The 18,937-nt window shown below is 65.8% G+C and carries 17 protein-coding genes and 1 pseudogene; 4 read left to right on the top strand and 14 right to left on the bottom strand.

The genetic code is table 11. The features are described from left to right. Nucleotides 1-5: 5 nt before the first annotated feature. The 5 genes and pseudogenes from CH271_RS12120 to CH271_RS12105 all read right to left on the bottom strand — a co-directional run bounded on the left by CH271_RS12120 (nt 6) and on the right by CH271_RS12105 (nt 3,910). Nucleotides 6-707: a YqeB family protein gene (locus CH271_RS12120; protein WP_256986382.1), complete on the bottom strand. Its 702-nt coding sequence runs from the start codon at nt 705-707 to the stop codon at nt 6-8. Between the two features lie 87 nt (nt 708-794). Beyond that, nucleotides 795-1,601: a hypothetical protein gene (locus CH271_RS28825; RefSeq protein ID WP_256986381.1), complete on the bottom strand. Its 807-nt coding sequence runs from the start codon at nt 1,599-1,601 to the stop codon at nt 795-797. 44 nt (nt 1,602-1,645) lie between these two features. Further along, nucleotides 1,646-1,837, bottom strand: a pseudogene (locus tag CH271_RS29585) (MerR family transcriptional regulator); the annotation flags it as partial. Nucleotides 1,838-1,889: 52 nt separating this feature from the next. Next, nucleotides 1,890-2,537, bottom strand: a complete 648-nt coding sequence (locus CH271_RS12110; protein ID WP_037188234.1) for a response regulator — start codon at nt 2,535-2,537, stop codon at nt 1,890-1,892. Beyond that, entirely contained in the window at nt 2,534-3,910 is a 1,377-nt protein-coding gene (locus tag CH271_RS12105) for a sensor histidine kinase (protein WP_256986379.1), read from the bottom strand. Before CH271_RS12105 ends, CH271_RS12110 begins: the two co-directional genes overlap by 4 nt. 147 nt (nt 3,911-4,057) lie before the next feature. On the opposite strand from CH271_RS12105, the gene CH271_RS12100 reads away from it, so the two are divergent. Further along, complete coding sequence (locus tag CH271_RS12100; protein ID WP_256986378.1) at nt 4,058-5,434, top strand: PspC domain-containing protein; 1,377 nt, start codon at nt 4,058-4,060, stop codon at nt 5,432-5,434. Then, nucleotides 5,431-5,691 carry a hypothetical protein gene (locus tag CH271_RS12095; RefSeq protein ID WP_256986377.1) on the top strand — a complete coding sequence of 87 codons (261 nt, stop codon included), beginning with the start codon at nt 5,431-5,433 and terminating at the stop codon, nt 5,689-5,691. The genes CH271_RS12100 and CH271_RS12095 overlap by 4 nt, the downstream gene beginning before the upstream one ends. A gap of 5 nt (nt 5,692-5,696) precedes the next feature. On the opposite strand, the gene guaA is transcribed toward CH271_RS12095, so the two are convergent. The 4 genes from guaA to guaB form a co-directional block, all read right to left on the bottom strand. Continuing rightward, complete coding sequence (gene guaA / locus CH271_RS12090; RefSeq protein WP_094633718.1) at nt 5,697-7,286, bottom strand: glutamine-hydrolyzing GMP synthase; 1,590 nt, start codon at nt 7,284-7,286, stop codon at nt 5,697-5,699. A gap of 30 nt (nt 7,287-7,316) precedes the next feature. Further along, nucleotides 7,317-9,071, bottom strand: coding sequence for an FAD-dependent oxidoreductase (locus CH271_RS12085; protein WP_094633717.1), 1,755 nt, complete (start codon nt 9,069-9,071; stop codon nt 7,317-7,319). 186 nt (nt 9,072-9,257) lie between these two features. Then, nucleotides 9,258-10,397 carry a GuaB3 family IMP dehydrogenase-related protein gene (locus CH271_RS12080; RefSeq protein ID WP_037188243.1) on the bottom strand — a complete coding sequence of 380 codons (1,140 nt, stop codon included), beginning with the start codon at nt 10,395-10,397 and terminating at the stop codon, nt 9,258-9,260. 57 nt (nt 10,398-10,454) lie between these two features. Then, complete coding sequence (gene guaB, locus CH271_RS12075; protein WP_170945694.1) at nt 10,455-11,978, bottom strand: IMP dehydrogenase; 1,524 nt, start codon at nt 11,976-11,978, stop codon at nt 10,455-10,457. 299 nt (nt 11,979-12,277) lie between these two features. On the opposite strand from guaB, the gene CH271_RS12065 reads away from it, so the two are divergent. Continuing rightward, nucleotides 12,278-12,682, top strand: a complete 405-nt coding sequence (locus tag CH271_RS12065) for a DUF5319 domain-containing protein (RefSeq protein ID WP_032378069.1) — start codon at nt 12,278-12,280, stop codon at nt 12,680-12,682. Between the two features lie 82 nt (nt 12,683-12,764). Here CH271_RS12065 and CH271_RS12060 read toward each other — a convergent pair whose 3' ends face one another. The 3 genes from CH271_RS12060 to CH271_RS12050 all read right to left on the bottom strand — a co-directional run bounded on the left by CH271_RS12060 (nt 12,765) and on the right by CH271_RS12050 (nt 15,316). Continuing rightward, the gene (locus tag CH271_RS12060; protein WP_094633716.1) at nt 12,765-13,781 is read right to left on the bottom strand and encodes an anti-sigma-D factor RsdA; all 1,017 of its coding nucleotides are present in this window, start codon (nt 13,779-13,781) and stop codon (nt 12,765-12,767) included. Then, nucleotides 13,774-14,352 carry a sigma-70 family RNA polymerase sigma factor gene (locus CH271_RS12055; RefSeq protein WP_032397500.1) on the bottom strand — a complete coding sequence of 193 codons (579 nt, stop codon included), beginning with the start codon at nt 14,350-14,352 and terminating at the stop codon, nt 13,774-13,776. The genes CH271_RS12060 and CH271_RS12055 overlap by 8 nt, the downstream gene beginning before the upstream one ends. A 136-nt stretch (nt 14,353-14,488) precedes the next feature. Continuing rightward, on the bottom strand, nt 14,489-15,316 hold the full coding sequence (locus CH271_RS12050) for a hypothetical protein (protein WP_256986376.1): 828 nt from the start codon (nt 15,314-15,316) through the stop codon (nt 14,489-14,491). A gap of 718 nt (nt 15,317-16,034) precedes the next feature. Here CH271_RS12050 and CH271_RS12040 point away from each other — a divergent pair. Continuing rightward, nucleotides 16,035-16,328, top strand: a complete 294-nt coding sequence (locus CH271_RS12040) for a WhiB family transcriptional regulator (protein ID WP_027496361.1) — start codon at nt 16,035-16,037, stop codon at nt 16,326-16,328. A gap of 65 nt (nt 16,329-16,393) precedes the next feature. On the opposite strand, the gene groL is transcribed toward CH271_RS12040, so the two are convergent. Both groL and groES read right to left on the bottom strand, forming a co-directional pair. Next, nucleotides 16,394-18,007: a chaperonin GroEL gene (gene groL, locus CH271_RS12035; RefSeq protein ID WP_037188249.1), complete on the bottom strand. Its 1,614-nt coding sequence runs from the start codon at nt 18,005-18,007 to the stop codon at nt 16,394-16,396. A 98-nt stretch (nt 18,008-18,105) separates the two neighbouring features. After that, nucleotides 18,106-18,405 (bottom strand): co-chaperone GroES, encoded by a 300-nt coding sequence (groES, locus tag CH271_RS12030; RefSeq protein WP_008718149.1) that lies wholly within the window; start codon nt 18,403-18,405, stop codon nt 18,106-18,108. Nucleotides 18,406-18,937: the final 532 nt, after the last annotated feature.

Genomic DNA, 18,937 nt, shown 5'->3' with positions numbered 1-18,937 from the left:
CGCCGTCATGATCGAACCAGGGGGCGCCAGTACTGGCTGGTCTTTCTGTCGCGCACCACCACGCCGAGTCTGTCCAGCTCCGAACGCAATTCGCGTGCGTCGGAACCCGCTTTCTTCTTCAGCGCCATGTCCCGAGCTTTGAGCACCGCGTTCACTTCCGGTGCCAAACCAGGAGTTTCGGGCACCCACAGGTGATACAGATCGTCGTACGGATCGCCGGTCGCGACCGAGTAACCCCGCTCCTCGAACGCCGCCTCGATGGCATCACGCTTCTCCTCGCTCGGCACCCGCACCAACTGACGCGAGGCACCGTCGAGCAGAACCAGTTCCTTGCCGTCGACGAAGACCGTCCCGACCTGCGACCTGGACACCGTGAGGGTCTCGCCCTTCTCGGTGACGCGTACGTGTGCCTCCGACACCGCCACCCGTGCAGTGTCGTAGAACGCGGCCGCCACCAGAGCCAGCCCGAGCAGTACTCCCACCCCGATACACACGTACCGCACCCACCACTGCGACCACGAGGCGATCAACTCCAGCGGACCCTGAAACGGTATCCAGGTGAGCGACGCTCCCCAGGACGCCACATAGGGCAGCGCGAACCCCAGCAGGCCCCCGACGATCACGGCACCGACAACCAGGAAGAACCGGTCGCCGCGGGAGAACCACAGCACCGCCGGCGAGGTCTCCCCGAGCATCTTGTCGTCCATACCCCCACGGTATCGAGTGTGGGAGCAAGTACCCAGTCATCGAAAGTCGATACTTCTCCACCGACTTTCGGGTGCCGCGACCATCGATCAGCCGAGAACGGGCATCACCAGTGTCGTCAGCGCGCCGTCGACTGCCGACCGCACCAGCATCGGATGGTCCGGCGCGGCGATATCGAGCATCAGGTCCGGTCCGACGGCCGACGCGACGGCAGCCTGCAGGACGGCCGCGTCGAAGAACACCGTCGTCTCGGAACCGGTGACCCGTGCGGGAACGGCGACACCCTCGACCGTCAGGCCGTCCGGGCCTGCATCGATCCGCAGCGTGCCGCTGTCGAGGGGAACGAAATCTCGTTGCACCACAACCCTCGTCGCGGTCGGAGCCAGACCGTCGATGATCGTCCGCCAGTCGGGATAGTCGCCGTCGACGAGATCCACAGTGTGCTGTACGCCTTCGGACTCGAGCATCATCGCGTCGTCGGTTGCCGTCAGCACACAGCTCCCCGACGCGGGTAGAGCCCCGAGCGAGGCGACCGCTGCAATACGCGACCAGGATGCACCGGACGAGCTCTGTGCGACGAGGCTGCGAGTGGAGAGTCGGTACCGATCCGTTGCGGTGAGGGTGACAGTGCCGCCGTCGACCTCGATCAGCACGCCCCGCAGCACCGGAAACTCCTCGCTCGTTCCAGCCGCGGACGCGACCTGTCTCACCGCCGACGCGAACTCGGCGGCAGATACCGTTGCTGTGCAGTACTTTTCGTCGAACAACCGGCGGATGGAGACTGCAGCCTCGGCTGCCGCCCGTGCGCGTGCGGCGAGCTCGTCGACGTGCCGATCCACGATCTCGACCGCTGCAGCTCCGGCGCCGTCGAGGGCGGAGGCCACCTTGTCGAGCAAGGAGTGGAGCCTGCAGGAACGACCATAAAGGTAGGCATGCCGATCTCGCGCAGTTGGCGAATGATGTTCGCCCGCTTCGCTTGTGCTCGGGTGTAGTAGCGATAGCCGGACTTGGCGTCGATTAGGGCCGGGACCAGCAATGCACAGTCGTCGTAGAACCGTAGGGCGCTGGGGGTCAGCCCGCTCGAGCGAGCGAACGCACCGATGGTCAGGAATTCTTCGTCCGAATCAGTCATGGTGAAATCCTGAGGCTTCGGGTAGGTCGAAGGTCAAGCGTGATCCCGACGACTAATCGATTCGACGCTTGTGCGCCCATCGGGTGAGCGCATTCCGGTTGGACTGCTGAGTCTTTCGGAGAACGTTCGAGGCATGCGTCTCGACGGTCTTGACCGAGATGAACAGATCCTCGGCGATCTCGCGATAGGTGTAGCCGCGCGCGAGCAACCGCAACACCTCGAGTTCACGGGGCGTCAGTGAATCGAGTTCCGGATCCAACGGGGGCTCCGGGGCGGCACTGCGACCGGTGAACGAATCGAGGACGAATCCGGCCAGCCGGGGGCTGAACACCGCGTCTCCCCCGGCGACGCGTCGAACACCGTCGGCGAGCTCCGAGCCGGAGATCGTCTTGGTGACGTACCCCCTCGCCCCGGCACGGATGACGGCGATGACGTCCTCGGCGGCGTCGGACACACTCAGGGCGAGACATACCGGCCCCTCGGAGATGCGGTTCAACACGGCCACACCGCCGCCGTCGGGCATGTGCACGTCGAGCAACACCACGTCCGGCTTCGTCGATTCGATGCCCGAGACGGCCTCGGCGACGCCTCCGGCTTCCCCGACGACGTCGATGTCCGCCTCGCGAGCGAGTTCGGCTCGCACACCGGAACGGAACACCGCGTGGTCGTCGACCAGGAAAACGCGGAAAGGGTCGGTCACGTCGGCTGCTCCTGCTGGCTGGATTCGGATGATTCGGTGGTCATGGCGGTGCCGTTGCGGGGCATGAAGATTCGCACTTCGGTTCCCTTGCCGACGGTCGACCGTACCTGCACAGTGCCACCGCGGCGCTCGATGCGTCCTCGAATGGACTTCGCCAGGCCCTGTCGATCCTCGGGTACCTCGGATTCGTCGAACCCGGTACCGCGATCGCGGACGAAAACGCTGACCTGTTCCGGTTCGGTCTCGGCGAACAGATCGATATTGGTCTCACCGGAATGCTTGGCCGCGTTGACGAGAGCCTCTCGCGTGGCACCCAGCAGCGCGGTGAAACTCTCACGGGACAGGCCGGACTCGACGTCGTCGGGCAGCAGGTGCACGTCGCCGACAGTGATGGGGCGAACCGTCACGCCGTGCTGATCCTCGACCTCACCGGAGATGGTCTTGAGCGCGTCGGCCAAGCTGGAGTTGTCGGTGTCCCCGCCGTCGAACAGCCATTTGCGTAATTCCCGCTCCTGACCGCGCGCCAACCTCATCACCTCCTGCGGCTGATCGGACTGCTTCTGGATCAGGGCCAGTGTCTGGAGCACCGAATCGTGCAGGTGCGAGGCGATTTCCTCACGTTCGTCGTTGCGGATACGCGCGGACCGCTCGGCACCGAGCGCGCGCCAGGTGCGCAACCAGATGGGTACCGTCAACAGGCCGACGCCGACGAGAGTGACCACCACCGCCAGCAGGGACGAGCGGAGCGCGGCCAGATCGACGCGGGCAAGAACCACCACCCCCAGCCCGAGGACGATCAGCGTTGCTCCGCCGACGACCCTCGCCCAGCTCAACACGGTCGGATGCTTGGGCAGCCCGAGAGCTGTTCGCGGTCCCTCGGAGTCGAATTCGCGCCATACCAGGGCCGCCCCGATCACCACGACGATGACCGGCACGATGACCGATGCAGCGGTACCGCTGAGCAGCCAGGCGAGCCCGACGGCGAGGCCGAGACCGATAGCAGCCAACCCGAGCGCACGCTGGCGTTCGGCGGCACTCGGGTGCGCAGTGTCGTCGCCGGCGGGCGTGAACATCCAGATCAATCCGTACGCGGCGATGCCGGCACCGGCCGAGGCGGCGAGCAGCGCGAAGGCCACCCGAACCTTGAACACGTCGACGCCGAGATGGTCGGCCAGACCCCCGGCGACGCCGCCGACGATGCGTCCGCCGCCGCGTCGTCGATAGGGCGCAGGAGCAGAGCGTGCAGGAGTAACAGGAAAGGCAGGAGCCGAAGGAATCGAGGTGACAGGGATGGCAGGGGTGACCGGCGCGTCGCCGGCTACGGGTGGTGCGTTGCGGGCGGCGTCAACGGGTGGATTGTCGACAGGGTGCACGCCTCGATCCTGGCACGGACAGGGCGAGTGTCGCATCAGGGTTCGCCCTGATGTTTCGCGGGTCCGTGGAGGTGAACCCGATTTCGGGGATGAAGATCAGGGGTATCCCTGATGTGTTTCGTGGTCGCGGCGGCCACGATGGTTGGCATGAGCAACGTGACCGTCTCGGATCAACTTCAGCAGATGTGGCGCACCCGTCCGCACCGCTTGCCGCAACGCGGGCATGTGGCGGGTGTTGCGGCCGGTATCGGCTATCGATACGACGTCGACCCCGTTCTGATTCGGATCGCGTTCGTCGTCTCCACTTTGTTCGGCGGCACCGGCATCGTGCTGTATCTGGCGGCGTGGCTGGTGCTCAATCGCGCCGGCGACACGGCGTCGGGCGCGGAGTCGCTGGTCGGGCGAGGACACAGCTCCGATTCGGCGACCAAGATGGTGGTCGTTGCGGTGGCACTGGTCATCGCGGTGTCGACCATCGGTCCGGTCGGTGTCGGACTCGGCGGTTCGGGGCTGATCTCTCTGGTGGCGATGCTCGGTGGACTGTGGTTGCTGCACCAACGGTGCCCGGAGCCGCCCCCGTACATGCGGACGGCAGAGTTCTCCCGTAATCGCTACGCCCCGATGCCTTTCGGTTCTCCCAGCGCATCGGCCGAGCAGTGGACGGCCGCGCAGTACCGTCCGCCCCAGTTCCAGCACGAGCGCTACACCCCGTACACGACCCTGCCGAAGAGCTACGTTCCGACGCCGAAGCCCGTCGAGCACACCGGAATCGACGCAGACGCGCACACCGTGAACCTGAACAAGTCGACCACATTCGCCGAGAAGTCGACCGAGAAGCCGGCCGACCTTCCCACCGTGACTCCCCCGTCGTGGGATCCACTCGGTGTGGCACCCTTCGCCTGGGATCTTCCCGAACCGGCAGGCACCTTCCCGCCTGCGCCGATCGAACGCAGACGCCGATCACGTTGGACGGCAAGCTTTCTCGGCTTGGCGCTGCTCGCAGCCGGCATCACCGCGGCGGTAGGTGCCGCAACCGGAGGGGACTGGGCCTCGGCCGGCCGCGTCGGAGCCGTCGCTCTCGCGGTCATCTCCGTCGGACTCGTACTCGGCGCGTTCCTGCGCAAGGGCTACGGACTGTTGGTGATCGCAGCACCCCTGGCCGGCTTCGTCGTCCTGGCGTCAGCGGTCGGTCCGATGGACGTGGACAGTGCGTCGGGAACGCAGCGCATCGCACCGCTCACCGTTGCCGATCTCGCCCCTACCTACGACGTCGGCCTCGGTGAACTGGACCTCGACCTCACGGGGCTCGACCTCACCGAGGACCGCACCGTCGAGATCGATGTGGCACTGGGCAGCGCGTCGGTCACCGTGCCCGATTCGATGAACGTGACCGTGGAGTGCGAGTCGGCCGTGGGGTCGTGCCCCACCGATACCCGGTTCGGCCCGGGAACGAGCACCGATACCCCGACATTGACGATCGTGGGCGATGTGGCAATCGGCGAGCTGAAAGTGGGGAACCCGTGAAGAAGAACAGGACCGACCGCATCGGCCACGACTACGGCGACAGCGATTCCGACACCGAGGATCGCACCTCTGGCCGACGCGGCCCCTCGGCACTGTTGCTCCTCGCCGGGCTGGCGGCCATGGTCGTCTCGGTCGCAGCACTCATCGGCCGAGATGCGATCGTGGCACTGAGCGACGTCCAGTTCCGCTGGGTGTTCGTGGTCGCCGCGGTGGTCGTGGGCTTCGCGCTACTACTGGGCCCCAGCAGAAAGAGCTGACGCCACTACTCCCACTCGATGGTGCCCGGCGGCTTGCTCGTCACGTCGAGAACGACTCGGTTGACCTCCGGAACCTCGTTGGTCACCCGAGTCGAGATCGTTTCCAGCACGTCGTACGGCAGCCTGGTCCAGTCCGCCGTCATCGCGTCCTCGCTCGAGACCGGACGCAGCACGATCGGGTGCCCGTAGGTACGGCCGTCGCCCTGCACCCCGACACTGCGCACGTCGGCCAACAGCACCACCGGGCACTGCCAGATCTGCTGATCCAAGCCGGCGACCGTAAGTTCTTCTCGGACAATCGAATCGGCATGGCGGAGCGTGTTCAGACGGTCGCGGGTGATCTCACCGACGATACGGATCGCCAGACCCGGTCCGGGGAACGGCTGCCTGCCGACGATGTCCTCGGGCAATCCCAGTTCGCGTCCGACCGCACGCACCTCGTCCTTGAACAGCGCACGCAGTGGTTCGACCAGGGCGAACTGCAGATCGTCCGGCAGGCCGCCGACGTTGTGGTGGCTCTTGATGTTCGCGGTACCCGAACCGCCGCCGGACTCGACGACATCCGGGTACAACGTGCCCTGCACCAGGAACTCGACCGCGTCGCCGTGCTCGGCGTTCTCGCCCAGCACCTCGGCCACGGCACCCTCGAAGCTCCGGATGAACTCGCGGCCGATGATCTTGCGCTTCTCCTCCGGGTCGGAGACGCCCTCGAGCGCACCGAGGAAGGTGTCGACCGCATCGACGGTGACCAGCTTGGCACCCGTCGCGGCGACGAAATCCTGCTGCACCTGCTCACGCTCGCCGGCGCGCAACAATCCATGGTCGACGAAGACACAGGTCAGACGGTCACCGATGGCCCGCTGCACCAGTGCCGCCGCCACCGCGGAGTCGACACCGCCCGAGAGGCCACAGATGGCCTTGCCCGTGGGGCCCACCTGTTCCTGCACAGCGTCGACCAGAGCGTCGGCGATGTTCGCTGCAGTCCAGTCCGGGGCGATGCCCGCCGTCTCGTGCAGGAATCGGCTGAGCACCTGCTGTCCGTGCGGGGAGTGCAGAACCTCGGGGTGATACTGCACGCCTGCCATGCGCTTGCCCTCGTTCTCGAAGGCAGCGACCGGCGCGCCTGCGCTGGTGGCCGTGACGGTGAAGCCGTCCGGGGCCGCGGTGACGGCGTCACCGTGACTCATCCAGACCGGCTGCGTGGCGGGCAGACCGTCGTGCAGACGACCGCCGTCCACGCTGAGTTGGGTGCGACCGTACTCCCGCGTTCCGGTGTGTTCGACGGTTCCGCCGAGGGCCTGGGCCATGGCCTGGAATCCGTAGCAGATGCCGAACACGGGGATGCCGAGGTCGAGGAGCGCGGAATCGAGCTCGGGCGCACCCTCGGCGTAGACGCTGGAGGGTCCGCCGGAAAGCACAAGCGCGACAGGGTTCTTCGCCGCGATCTCCTCGGCGGTCGCGGTATGCGAGATCACCTCGGAGTACACATTGGCCTCGCGCACACGGCGGGCGATCAACTGCGCGTACTGGGCGCCGAAATCGACGACGAGAACCGGGCGTGCGTGTGCGGGATCGTGTGCAGAGGAGTCGGTCACCGGGTCAGTCTAATGGGACTGCTGTTGCGCTCATGCAACACCCGAATGCGCGACGGGCTTCGCCGAGGAGCCCGACCTGATCTCGACGATCGGCAGTCGCAGACCACCCGGAGCATCCACCGGGACGACCGGAGAGTTCGGGGCGATCGGATCGAGACGCTGGTACGGCAGTCCCTGTGCCGGGCGGAGATCCAGCTCGCCCTTGTTCGGCCACAGTGCGGCGGAACGCTCGGCCTGCGCGCTGATGGTCAGCGACGGGTTCACACCGAGGTTGGCCGATACGGCCGCCCCGTCGACGACGCTGAGAGTCGGGTAGCCGTGGACGCGGTGGTACGGATCGATGACGCCGTGCTCGGAATCCGAGGCGATCGCGCAGCCACCGAGGAAATGGGCCGTGAGCGGAATGTTGAACAATTCTCCCCAGGTACCGCCTGCGACGCCGCCGATCTTCTTCGCGATGCGTCGAGTGGCGTCGTTGCCCTCGGGGATCCACGTCGGGTTCGGCTCACCGTGCCCCTGCTTGCTCGAGATCTTGCGGCCGAAGGGGCCACGCTTGGTGAACGTGGTGATCGAGTTGTCGAGGTTCTGCATCACCAGCGCGATGATCGTGCGCTCGCTCCAGTGCCGGACGTTGACGACGCGCAGGAACTGGATCGGGTGTGCGATCAGCGCGAACACGAACTTGAGCCACCGCGGAATCTTCCCGCCGCCGTCGGTCATCAGTGTCTGCAGCATGCCCATCGCGTTCGAGCCCTTGCCGTAGCGGCACGGTTCGATGTGGGTGTTGGGGCTGGGATGGAACGAGGACGTGATCGCGACTCCGCGGGTGAGGTCCATGTTCGGATCGACCGCCAGCTTGGCCGCTCCGACGATCGACTCGGAGTTGGTACGTGTCAGTTCGCCGAGTGTGTCCGACAGTTTGGGCAGCGCGCCCGTGTCCTTCATCTTGTGCAGCAGGTTCTGGGTGCCCCAGGTGCCCGCCGCCAACACGACATTGGCTGCGCTGTACGTCTTCTTGCCCTTGCGCAGCCGAGCGCCGGTGCGTTCGGTGTCGACGTCCCAGGTGCCGTCGGATCGGGGAACGAGACCGGTGACGGTCGTCATCGGCACGATCTCGGCTCCTGCGCGCTCGGCCAGACCGAGGTAGTTCTTCAGCAGGGTGTTCTTGGCTCCGTGGCGGCAACCGGTCATGCACTCGCCGCATTCGATACATCCGGTGCGCTCGGGGCCTGCACCGCCGAAGTACGGGTCAGGGACGGTCTTGCCGGGCTCGTCTCCGAAGAACACGCCCACCGGGGTCTGAATGAAGGTGTCGGCAACGCCCATGTCCTCGGCAACCGACTTCATCACCTCGTCGGCGGGGGTCATGTGCGGGTTGCGCACGACACCGAGCATGCGGGTGGCCTGGTCGTAGAACGGCGAGAGCTCACTGCTCCAGTCGGTGATGTGCGCCCACTGCTTGTCCTCGAAGAACGGTGCCTGGGGCTTGTAAAGGGTGTTCGCGTAGTTCAGCGAGCCGCCGCCGACTCCGGCACCGGCGAGGATGAGGCAGTCGCGCAGCAGGTGCACGCGCTGGATGCCGTACAGGCCGAGCTTGGGCGCCCACAGGAAGCGCTTGAGATCCCAGCTGTTCTTCGCGAAGTCCTCGTCCTCGAAGCGTTGTCCGGCTTCCAGGATACCGACGCGGTATCCCTTCTCCACCAACCGAAGCGCGGTGACGCTTCCGCCGAAGCCCGAACCGACGATCAAGACGTCGTAATCCGTTGCGCGAACAGCTGAACCCATGGTGACCTCCGCTACATCCGATGCTGTCGAACAGTATGCACACCCCCATGTGACTACCGCCACAACCGATTCTAGCTGTTACGAGAGGTATCACCAACCCAGGGTCGGCTTACGTGGACGACACGCAACAGAAAGGGCGCGCACCCCGGTGTGAAAGGAGTGCGCGCCCTGCTGAAGCAGACTTGATCAGGCCCTGACGTTCAGGCCCACCTTCTGGAATTCCTTGAGATCGGAGTACCCGGACTTCGCCATCGATCGACGCAGTCCGCCGACGAGGTTGATCGAGCCGTACGACTCGCGCGACGGTCCGTTGAGCACCTGATCCAGGCTCGGACGGTCGCCCGCAGACATCGGCAGCAGCGCGCCCCGCGGCATGGACGGGTGCGCCGCGGCCGACGGCCAGTACCAACCCCCGCCGGGAGCTTCCGCGGCGACGGCCAGCGGAGCACCGAGAACAGCAGCATCGGCCCCGCAGGCGATGGCCTTGGCCAGGGCACCGGAGGTGGTGATGTCGCCGTCGGCGATGACGTGCACGTAGCGCCCGCCGGTTTCGTCCAGGTAGTCCCGACGCGCCGCGGCGGCGTCTGCGATGGCGGTGGCCATCGGAACGCCGATGCCGAGCACCTCACCGGTGGTCGTGCCACCCTCGACCGAGCCGTAACCGACGATGACGCCTGCCGCGCCGGTACGCATCAGGTGCAGCGCGGTGCGGTGATCGCTCACGCCGCCCGCGATGACGGGAACATCGAGCTCCGCGATGAAGGTCTTGAGGTTGAGCGGCTCGTCCTCGCCGTGAGCAACGTGCTCAGCGGAGATGATCGTGCCCTGGATGACCAGCAGATCCAGGCCCGATGCAACGAGGGCAGGCGTGAGCGAGCGAGCGTTCTGGGGGCTCACCCGAACGGCGACTGTCACCCCGGAGTCACGGACCTGACCGACCGCTGCGGCCAGCAGATCCGGCCGGAGCGGCGCGGCGTGCAGTTCCTGCAGGAAGGCGATCGGCGCGTCGGGATCTAGATCGGTCTCGGCGATGTGGATCAGCTGATCGATCTTGGCCTGCACGTCCGAGTGGCGCGCCCACAGTCCTTCACCGTTGATGACCCCCAGCCCACCCTGTCGGCCCAGCTCGATCGCGAACTCGGGCGAGACCAGAGCATCGGTCGGATGCGCGAGAAGGGGAATGTCGAAGCGGTACGCGTCGAGCTGCCATGCCGTCGACACCTCCTTCGACGACCGAGTCCGACGGGACGGCACGATGTCGATGTCGTCCAGCTGGTAGGTGCGGCGGGCTTCTCTGCCCATGCCGATTTCAACGAGGTCGCGCACGCGCGCACCTTTCTACTTCGAGAGCGAATCGCATCGGCCGAGAAACGGCCGAAGCGACTATCGGGTGGTGTAGTTCGGGGCCTCAGCGGTCATCGTGATGTCGTGCGGGTGGCTTTCCTTGAGCCCGGCCGCAGTGATCTGCACGAACTGAGCCTTCTGCAGGTCCTCGATCGACGTCGATCCGGTGTAGCCCATCGCAGCACGCAGGCCACCGGTGAGCTGGTGGATCACCTGGTTCAACGGTCCGCGGTACGGGACGCGACCTTCGATGCCCTCGGGGACGAGTTTGTCCTCGGCCAGCACATCGTCCTGGAAATAGCGGTCCTTGGAGAACGACTTCGCTCCCCCTCGTCCCTGCATCGCGCCGAGCGAACCCATGCCGCGGTAGCTCTTGAATTGCTTGCCGCCCACCAGAATCAGCTCGCCCGGGGACTCCGCGGTTCCGGCCAGCAACGATCCGAGCATGGCGGTCGAGGCACCGGCAGCGAGCGCTTTGGCGATGTCACCGGAGAACTGCAGACCGCCGTCGGCGATGACCGGCACACCGTGCGGCTTGCACGCGGCGACGGCCTCGAGGATGGCGGTGATCTGCGGAGCGCCGACGCCTGCGACCACGCGGGTGGTGCAGATGGATCCCGGTCCGACGCCCACCTTGACCGCGTCCGCACCTGCCTCGACGAGGGCGAGTGCGCCCGCGCGGGTGGCCACGTTGCCGCCGACGACCTGCACGCGATCGCCCACCTCGGCCTTGAGCTTGCTGACCATCTCGAGCACCTGCGAATTGTGACCGTGCGCGGTGTCGACGATGATCACGTCCACGCCGGCGTCGGTCAGTGCCATGGACCGAGCCCAGGCATCCTGCCCGACGCCAACAGCGGCACCGACCAGCAGACGACCGTCACGGTCCTTGGTGGCATCGGGGTGCTGCTCGGTCTTGACGAAGTCCTTCACGGTGATCAGGCCGGTGAGTGCGCCCTTGCCGTCCACGATCGGCAGCTTCTCGATCTTGTGGCGACGCAGCAGGCCGAGCGCCGCTTCCGCGGTGACGCCTTCCTGTGCGGTGATCAACGGGGCCTTGGTCATCACGTCGGCGACGCGGCGGTTCTGATCGACCTCGAACCGCATGTCGCGGTTGGTGATGATGCCGACCAGCGCGCCGGTCTCGTCGGTGACAGGAAGACCGGAGATACGGAAGCGCGCACACATGGCGTCGACCTCGGCCAACGAGTCGGTGGGCTTGCAGGTGACGGGATCGGTGACCATCCCGGCCTCCGAGCGCTTGACCGTCTCGACCTGGGACGCCTGATCCTGCAGTGACAGGTTGCGGTGCAGCACGCCCATACCGCCCGCGCGGGCCATGGCGATGGCCATCCGGGCCTCGGTGACGGTGTCCATGGCGGAGCTGACCAGCGGCACCCGCAGGCGAATCTCGCGGGTGATCTGACTGGACGTGTCGACCGAGCTGGGAATCAGGTCCGAAGCGGCCGGCAACAGCAGGACGTCGTCGAACGTGAGGCCGAGCATCGCGACCTTGTTGGGATCGTCGCCGCCTGTGCGGACGTGGGCTCCGGGACTACTCATGCGAATCTGGCCCTCCCTAGAGCCTGTGTGCAACTCGGCGCAGCGTGCGGCCGGTGAGAGCTCGCAGGCGCACCGCGGTGCGGTGTTGGAGAACGGATGGAGTTTCGGCACTTGCACTCATCTGTTCAGCGCCGTGAACCATGGTATCGGCTAGGGCACAACCAGTGCGAATGCCTCCCGCTGTGGGTGGCCGTCGAGCACCGAAATCCCGGTCCGCAGCATCGTCGGCGACGAACGCGTCCGGCATGTCGCATTCGAACGGCTGGCGCAGACCCACCAGTCCTGCGTACCGTGGAGGCGTGCGCGATCAACTGCCTCCCGGTCTACCCCCGGATCCGTTCGCCGGAGACCCAGCCGACCCGTCGGCCGCCCTCGACGCCATCGAGCCAGGCCAGCCCCTCGATCCTCAGGAGCGCCTGGCCGTCGAAGAAGACCTGGCGGACCTGGCTGTCTACGAGGCGCTCCTGGGCCACCGCGGCATCCGCGGCCTCGTCGTGTGCTGCGAAGACTGCCAGCAGGACCACTACCACGACTGGGACATGCTGCGCGCAAATCTGCTTCAGCTGCTCGTCGACGGAACGGTCCGGCCGCACGAGCCCGCCTACGACCCCGTACCCGACGCCTACGTGACCTGGGACTACTGCCGCGGCTTCGCGGACGCATCCATGAACGACGCGCTGCACGGCGACGGATTCGACAGCTGACTCCCGAAACTTCGCACGAAGAAGCCCGACACGATCATCGTGTCGGGCTTCTTCGTTGTTCGGACGGGACCGGAAAACCCTGTCAGCTGCCGCCGGATGGGACCGACATGCGGTCGCGGTTGTCCGACGAACTGCTGCCACCGGCGGTCGCCGTCGGCTGATCGGGCTCCTGAAGCACCGTCGGCGTGACGTCCGTCGTCGTCGAGGGACTCGGAGTCGTCGTCGTGGGCGGCACCTCTGGCGTCGTCGTGGTCGGAGCCGGAGTGATCGGAGCACCCGTGGTATCGGGCGTGACCGGATCCACCGGAGCCGGCGGTAACAGGACCTCGGAGCTGGGCACCGGAGCCGGGACGACCTCGGCCGGGAGCGGAACAGGCGCGGGCAGCGTCAAAGCCTGCAGCTCCTGCAGTAGACGCGCCAGCCACTGATCGAGCTCGGCGCGCTGCCCGTCGTCGAGCACGGAGGAACTGCTGTTCGACGCGCCGTCGAGCAGTGCGCGAGCGGCAGTGGTGTTCCCTGAGGACAGGAGATTCTCCGCCTCTTGCAGCTTGGACGTCGTGTCGATCTGCGCCACGGTCGAATCGGCCTGTTCGGAGAACACGACCGACTTGACGCTCCACAGCGGATCGTCCGGTGTCGAGTTGTACGAGATGACCACCAGGCCACCCATCACGACCGCGATCGCGGCTGCGGCTCCGGCGATGGGACGCAGCAAACGCATCCGTCCACCGCGGTCGGCCGAGCTCGAGCGCGCCATGTCGGCGGCGAGCTTCTCGCGTTCGACGGAGGCGACGACCACATCGAGCGAGGGGCCGGCCGGCATCGCCGGGGTCATCACGTCTGCTCGCCAATTGGCCAACAGAAGGGCGAGTTGGTACTCGTCTGCGTCATCGGTGGCAATCGGTCCGTCACCACTGATCGCATCGATGAACGCATCGTCACGACGTACGGCGACGAGGTCCACAGGACCACCGTCTGCGCCGATGTCGGCATAGGGATCGTTCTGCTTCGGTCCAGTGGGGTTCACGTGCCCACCGATTCGCGAGATTCCGCGACGCGGCGTCTCACCGGGGCCACCGTGACCATTGTCCCTAGCCATACATTTCACCTGCTCTCACAACTTCGTTCTTCAGTTTTGCGATAGCTCGGTGCTGAGCCACGCGGATAGCGCCTGCAGTGCTGCCGACGGCGGCTGCTGTTTCCTCGGCCGACAACCCGACGATGAGTCGGAGCACCAGAATTTCGCGGTGCTTGGCGGGCAAGGTGTCCAGCAGTGCAGTCATCTGTCGACTCGACTCGGATTCGAGAGCGCGTTGCTCCGGTCCGTGCTCCATCGACACGACATCTGGTACTTCGGCGGCCGGGTCCGATTTGTTACGCGAGGCGCTGCGATGGGCGTCGGCGACCTTGTGAGCCGCGATGCCGTACACGAATGCCATGAACGGACGACCTTGATCCTGGTATCGCGGCAAGGCGGTCATGACTGCCAAACAGACCTCCTGCGCCACGTCGTCGGCCGAAAGCTGACCGCGCTCAGCCGAACCGACCCGAGCCCGGCAGTACCGAACGACGAGTGGTCGGATGAATTCCAGGACCCGGGACAGAGCCAGTCGATCGCCTTGCGCTGCGGCAACGACGAAAGAGTCCAACTCCTCACCCGCACTGTTCATCGTCGACAATTTTCCCCGCGTTACAGGTACGCACCCGCCTGGGAGCGCTTCCACGTGGTGGTGGAACGAGACCAAGGATAGCGACACCACCGAGTCACAACCGAACCACTCGGTCCGCCTTCGACCCAGGTCCTGGTCAACCGACCGTCGAACCACCCCGACGATCGATGTCGGCGGCCAGGTCTGCCGACGCCACCATCCCGGCGTCGACGCCGCCTGTTCCCTCGCACAGCATCGTGGCGGCCCAGCGCAGGGGCAGCAGACCGGCCATCTCCGCAGCGCAGGCCACCTGGACGGCCGACTCACGCGCCCGGTCGGTCTCACCGATGCAGCTCAGCGCCGCCGCAACCACCAGGTCGGTCTTGACGATGTGGCGTAACGAATCGGCATCGTCGGCGAGAGCTCGAGCGGCCTCGGCGTGTCGGATCGCCTCGGGACCGTCACCGCGCATCATCGCCAGCTCGGCTGCCACCCACGCCGCCCGCATTCCCGGACGCCACAGCCCCCGACCGACGGGGCCCTGACGCTGCTCCGCACTGCGGGCCAGCAGGGTGTCCGCGAGGTGAAAACGTCCACTTCCCAGTGCATCCGCGGCGAGACCGATCAGCGCATCGCTACGGGCCTCCACCGAGTCCCTGGACGTCGGCGGTCCCACGAGTCCGACGAGAGAGACTGCGATGCCGTCGAAGCGCCTGGCCCGGTCGTGTCGGCCCACCTGACGCAACCACGACGCTCTGGTCGACGCGTGCAGTGACCGGAGTTCCGGGCTGGTGGGTCGATGCCGCCGGAGCTCGGTTACGGCGGCGCTGTACCGCCCCTGGCCCGCCAACGCGACACTGCGAAACCAGCTCTCCCACGGATCGGCGGCTGCGGGGAGCGGAAATCGGCCGGGGTTGCCGCCGAAAGCCGCGTCGGAGAGTTCGGACTGCGTCGCGGTGAACAGCGAGCTCGGCTCTGTTGGCACGGACGCAAGGGTAGGGCCTTCTCCGATGACGAACTGCGCGTGAGTCCTACCGATTCGAAGCGACGCAATTGCACGGTCGAATTCACTATCGGTCCGAAAGGAGCATCAGCGCATCGTTTCGCTCGCCCAGAATGCAGTTTTCAAGGAATTAACAATGTGAACTCGGGCCGACTCGAAGTCGAGAATCTGAACGCTGTGTGGCGAATAGGTTAATCAGCGCACTCGATCGAACAATCGGCCACCGAGGCGTCGCCTGCCGTCCGTGCGCCCGCTCGACCGTCGCCCGGCGATCCGCGCGATCGCGTCGAGCACCTCGCGCCTCCTGGACCGAATGCACCGACGCCGAATCCGACGCGCGGAACCGAACCACCCTCGACATCACGCCAACGGCTCTGATCAGCGGAAATGCCGACAACGGCGGCCCGGTCGGATCGAGCGGCATCACTGTCGACCGATGCCGGACGTCTGCGTTCCGCCACACCGCATCTGCAGCCGGAAAGCCGGTGCACTCCCCATCGTCTCGCGTGTCGACGGATTCTTCAACAGGAAGGACACGCATGCGGGTGAGTCGAAGTAAATATCGCCCGTGTTAATTCTTTGCCCCATAACTATGCATTTGCCCACGACAGAGAACTATTGACTCGATTTCGTCGATCCACATAACGTTGTCGGCATTCGGATCACGAATCCGAGAAGCCACACCACCCTAGGAGTTTCCATGCCGCAGCCGAATCACCTCCCTGGGCCGAACGCCGACATTTGGGATTGGCAGATGCACGGCCTGTGCCGTGGCGTCGACTCGTCCATGTTCTTCCACCCGGACGGCGAGCGGGGCCGCGCACGAGCACAGCGCGAGATGCGAGCCAAGGAAATGTGCCGCAGCTGCCCCGTACTCGCTCAGTGCCGTACACACGCTCTCAACGTCAGCGAGCCCTACGGGATCTGGGGCGGGATGTCCGAGACCGAGCGAGAACTGCACGCTCGTCACAACCGCCGCCGCATCGCGGTGTAGTCACCCGAACACGCAAGAAAGCCCCCAACCCTTTCGGGTTGGGGGCTTTCTCGTGTCACCGAACGTCAGTGAGCGTGTCCGTGACCGGCAGCAGGCTCGGAGGCCTCTTCCGGCTTCTCCACGATCGCGCTCTCGGTCGTCAGGATCATGCGTGCAACCGACGCAGCGTTGACCACAGCGGAGCGAGTCACCTTGACCGGGTCGACGACGCCGTCGGCCAGCAGGTCGCCGTACGTCAGGGTCGCGGCGTTGAATCCGTGTCCCTTCGGCAGTTCTGCCACCTTGCTGACGACGACGGAACCGTCGATGCCTGCGTTGGAGGCGATCCAGAACAGCGGTGCGTTGAGCGCGGTACGCACAACGGCAACACCGGTGGCTTCGTCGCCGGTCAGGCCGAGGTCGTCGGCCAGAGCCAACGCTGCCTGAGTCAGAGCCGAGCCGCCGCCGGGGACGATTCCCTCTTCGACGGCAGCCTTGGCCGCAGCCACAGCGTCGTCGACGCGGAACTTGCGTTCCTTGAGCTCGGTCTCGGTGGCAGCGCCGACCTTGATGACCGCGATGCCGCCCGAGAGCTTCGCCAGACGCTCTTCGAGCTTCTCGCGATCCCACTCGGAGTCGGTGTTCTCGATCTCGCGGCGGAGCTGACCGACGCGCGCATCGATGTCGTCCTGCGTGCCCGCACCGTCGACGATGGTCGTGTCGTCCTTGGTGACGACGACGCGACGAGCACGACCGAGCAGCTCGAGGCCGGCTTCCTTCAGACTCAGACCCACATCGGCGGTGATGACCTGCCCGGCCGTCACGACCGCGAGATCGTCGAGGAACGCCTTGCGGCGATCACCGAAGAACGGTGCCTTGACTGCCACGGCCTTGATCGTCTTGCGGATGGAGTTGACGACCAGCGTCGAGAGAACTTCACCCTCGGTGTCCTCGGCGATGATGAGCAGCGGCTTGCCGCTCTCGGCAACCTTCTCCAGCAAAGGCAGGAAGTCCGGAAGCGAGGTGATCTTCTCGCGGTACAGCAGCACGTACGCGTCCTCGAGAACTGCTTCCTGCGCGTCGACGTCGGTGACGAAGTACGGCGAGAGGTAGCCCTTGTCGAACTGCACGCCTTCGGTGACCGAGAGCTCGGTGAGCAGCGTCGAGGACTCCTCGACGGTGACGACGCCGTCCGCGCCGACGCGAGTGAGCGCCTCGCCGACGAGTTCGCCGATCTCGGGGTCACGCGAGGACACGGTGGCGACCTGAGCGATCGCCTGCTTGCCCTCGACCGGGGTTGCGGCGGCAAGCAGAGCCTCGGCGACCTTGTCGGCCGCCTTGGAGATGCCGGTGCCGAGCGCGATCGGGTTGGCACCTGCAGCGATGTTCTTCAGACCGCCGCGCACGAGCGCCTGCGCGAGGACCGTCGCGGTGGTGGTTCCGTCGCCTGCAACGTCGTTGGTCTTGGTAGCGACGCTCTTGACCAGCTGCGCACCGAGGTTCTCGAACGGATCTTCCAGGTCGATCTCACGAGCGATCGAGACACCGTCGTTCGTGACGGTCGGACCGCCGAAGGCCTTGGACAGGACGACGTGGCGTCCCCGCGGCCCGAGCGTCACCTTGACTGCGTCGGCCAGCTTGTCGACGCCGCGTTCGAGTGCGCGGCGCGCTTCCTCGTTGAATTGGATTTGCTTTGCCATGTTTCGGTGTTACTCCTTCGAGTAAAGAAACTCGATCGAACGCACACCGCCCCGGGACCGACACGAAAATCGGATACCGGGGCGGGATGCGTTGTGGCCTACTTGGCGATGACAGCCAGCACGTCGCGTGCCGACAGAATCAGGTACTCCTCGCCGGCGTACTTGATCTCGGTGCCGCCGTACTTGCTGTAGATGACGGTGTCACCTTCTTTGACGTCGACCGGGATGCGGTTGCCCTTCTCGGTGACACGGCCTTCGCCCACGGCGACGACGGTGCCCTCCTGGGGCTTCTCCTTGGCTGTGTCGGGGATGACCAGACCGGAGGCGGTCGTCGTCTCGGCCTCGTTGGCCTGGACGAGGATCTTGTCCTCGAGCGGCTTGATTTTCACGCTCGCCACGTTGAGCCCTCCAAAGTTATGGGGTACGCGTCCGGGGTCGGATCCCCGGACAGCTGTGTGTAAGTACTTCTCGTGCAGTTCTGACAATCACGGCCTGAACTCGTTCCCGTCGTCGCGGGTGCCGGGACTTCGCTCGGTGCCAACTAGCACTCTATACACGAGAGTGCCAGCACTCAAGGGCTGGGTTCGCCAGGTTCGCGACGCGGTGGTTGCGCGCGTGCGTACAAGAGTGATCACGCACCGTCCTGCTCGACCGCGGAGATCCGAAAACGGGCGAATTCGGGTCCGAAACGCCGAAGACCGGAGTCTTTTCTCGCAGTTTTCCCGGCATCCGCGACACCGCCGTACGCACTGGTGAAAGGCCATGAACACTCAGCGAGTAACCGACCGAGCGGCATATTACGTTCGCGCCGGACCGCGAAGTAACGTTACGATAACGGAGCTGTCCGAACGATAACGATCGACAGCTGTGCCGCGACACGGCACACAGAGCAGTCGATTCCGGACGGACACACAGGGGCGGGAGGTGCAG

Source organism: Rhodococcus sp. 05-340-2 (assembly GCF_002258915.1).
Taxonomy (GTDB): domain Bacteria; phylum Actinomycetota; class Actinomycetes; order Mycobacteriales; family Mycobacteriaceae; genus Rhodococcoides.
The sequence above is the reverse complement of the archived record's forward strand: the minus strand, read 5'-3'. Positions and strand labels throughout refer to the sequence as shown.

What these genes read in the sequence shown, in the direction of transcription:
- CH271_RS12120 (WP_256986382.1), bottom strand. Translation starts at nt 707, where the DNA reads ATGGACGACAAGATGCTCGGGGAGACCTCGCCGGCGGTGCTGTGGTTC.
- CH271_RS12100 (WP_256986378.1), top strand. Translation starts at nt 4,058, where the DNA reads ATGAGCAACGTGACCGTCTCGGATCAACTTCAGCAGATGTGGCGCACC.
- CH271_RS12085 (WP_094633717.1), bottom strand. Translation starts at nt 9,071, where the DNA reads ATGGGTTCAGCTGTTCGCGCAACGGATTACGACGTCTTGATCGTCGGT.
- guaB (WP_170945694.1), bottom strand. Translation starts at nt 11,978, where the DNA reads ATGAGTAGTCCCGGAGCCCACGTCCGCACAGGCGGCGACGATCCCAAC.
- CH271_RS12060 (WP_094633716.1), bottom strand. Translation starts at nt 13,781, where the DNA reads ATGGCTAGGGACAATGGTCACGGTGGCCCCGGTGAGACGCCGCGTCGC.
- CH271_RS12055 (WP_032397500.1), bottom strand. Translation starts at nt 14,352, where the DNA reads ATGAACAGTGCGGGTGAGGAGTTGGACTCTTTCGTCGTTGCCGCAGCG.
- CH271_RS12040 (WP_027496361.1), top strand. Translation starts at nt 16,035, where the DNA reads ATGCCGCAGCCGAATCACCTCCCTGGGCCGAACGCCGACATTTGGGAT.
- groL (WP_037188249.1), bottom strand. Translation starts at nt 18,007, where the DNA reads ATGGCAAAGCAAATCCAATTCAACGAGGAAGCGCGCCGCGCACTCGAA.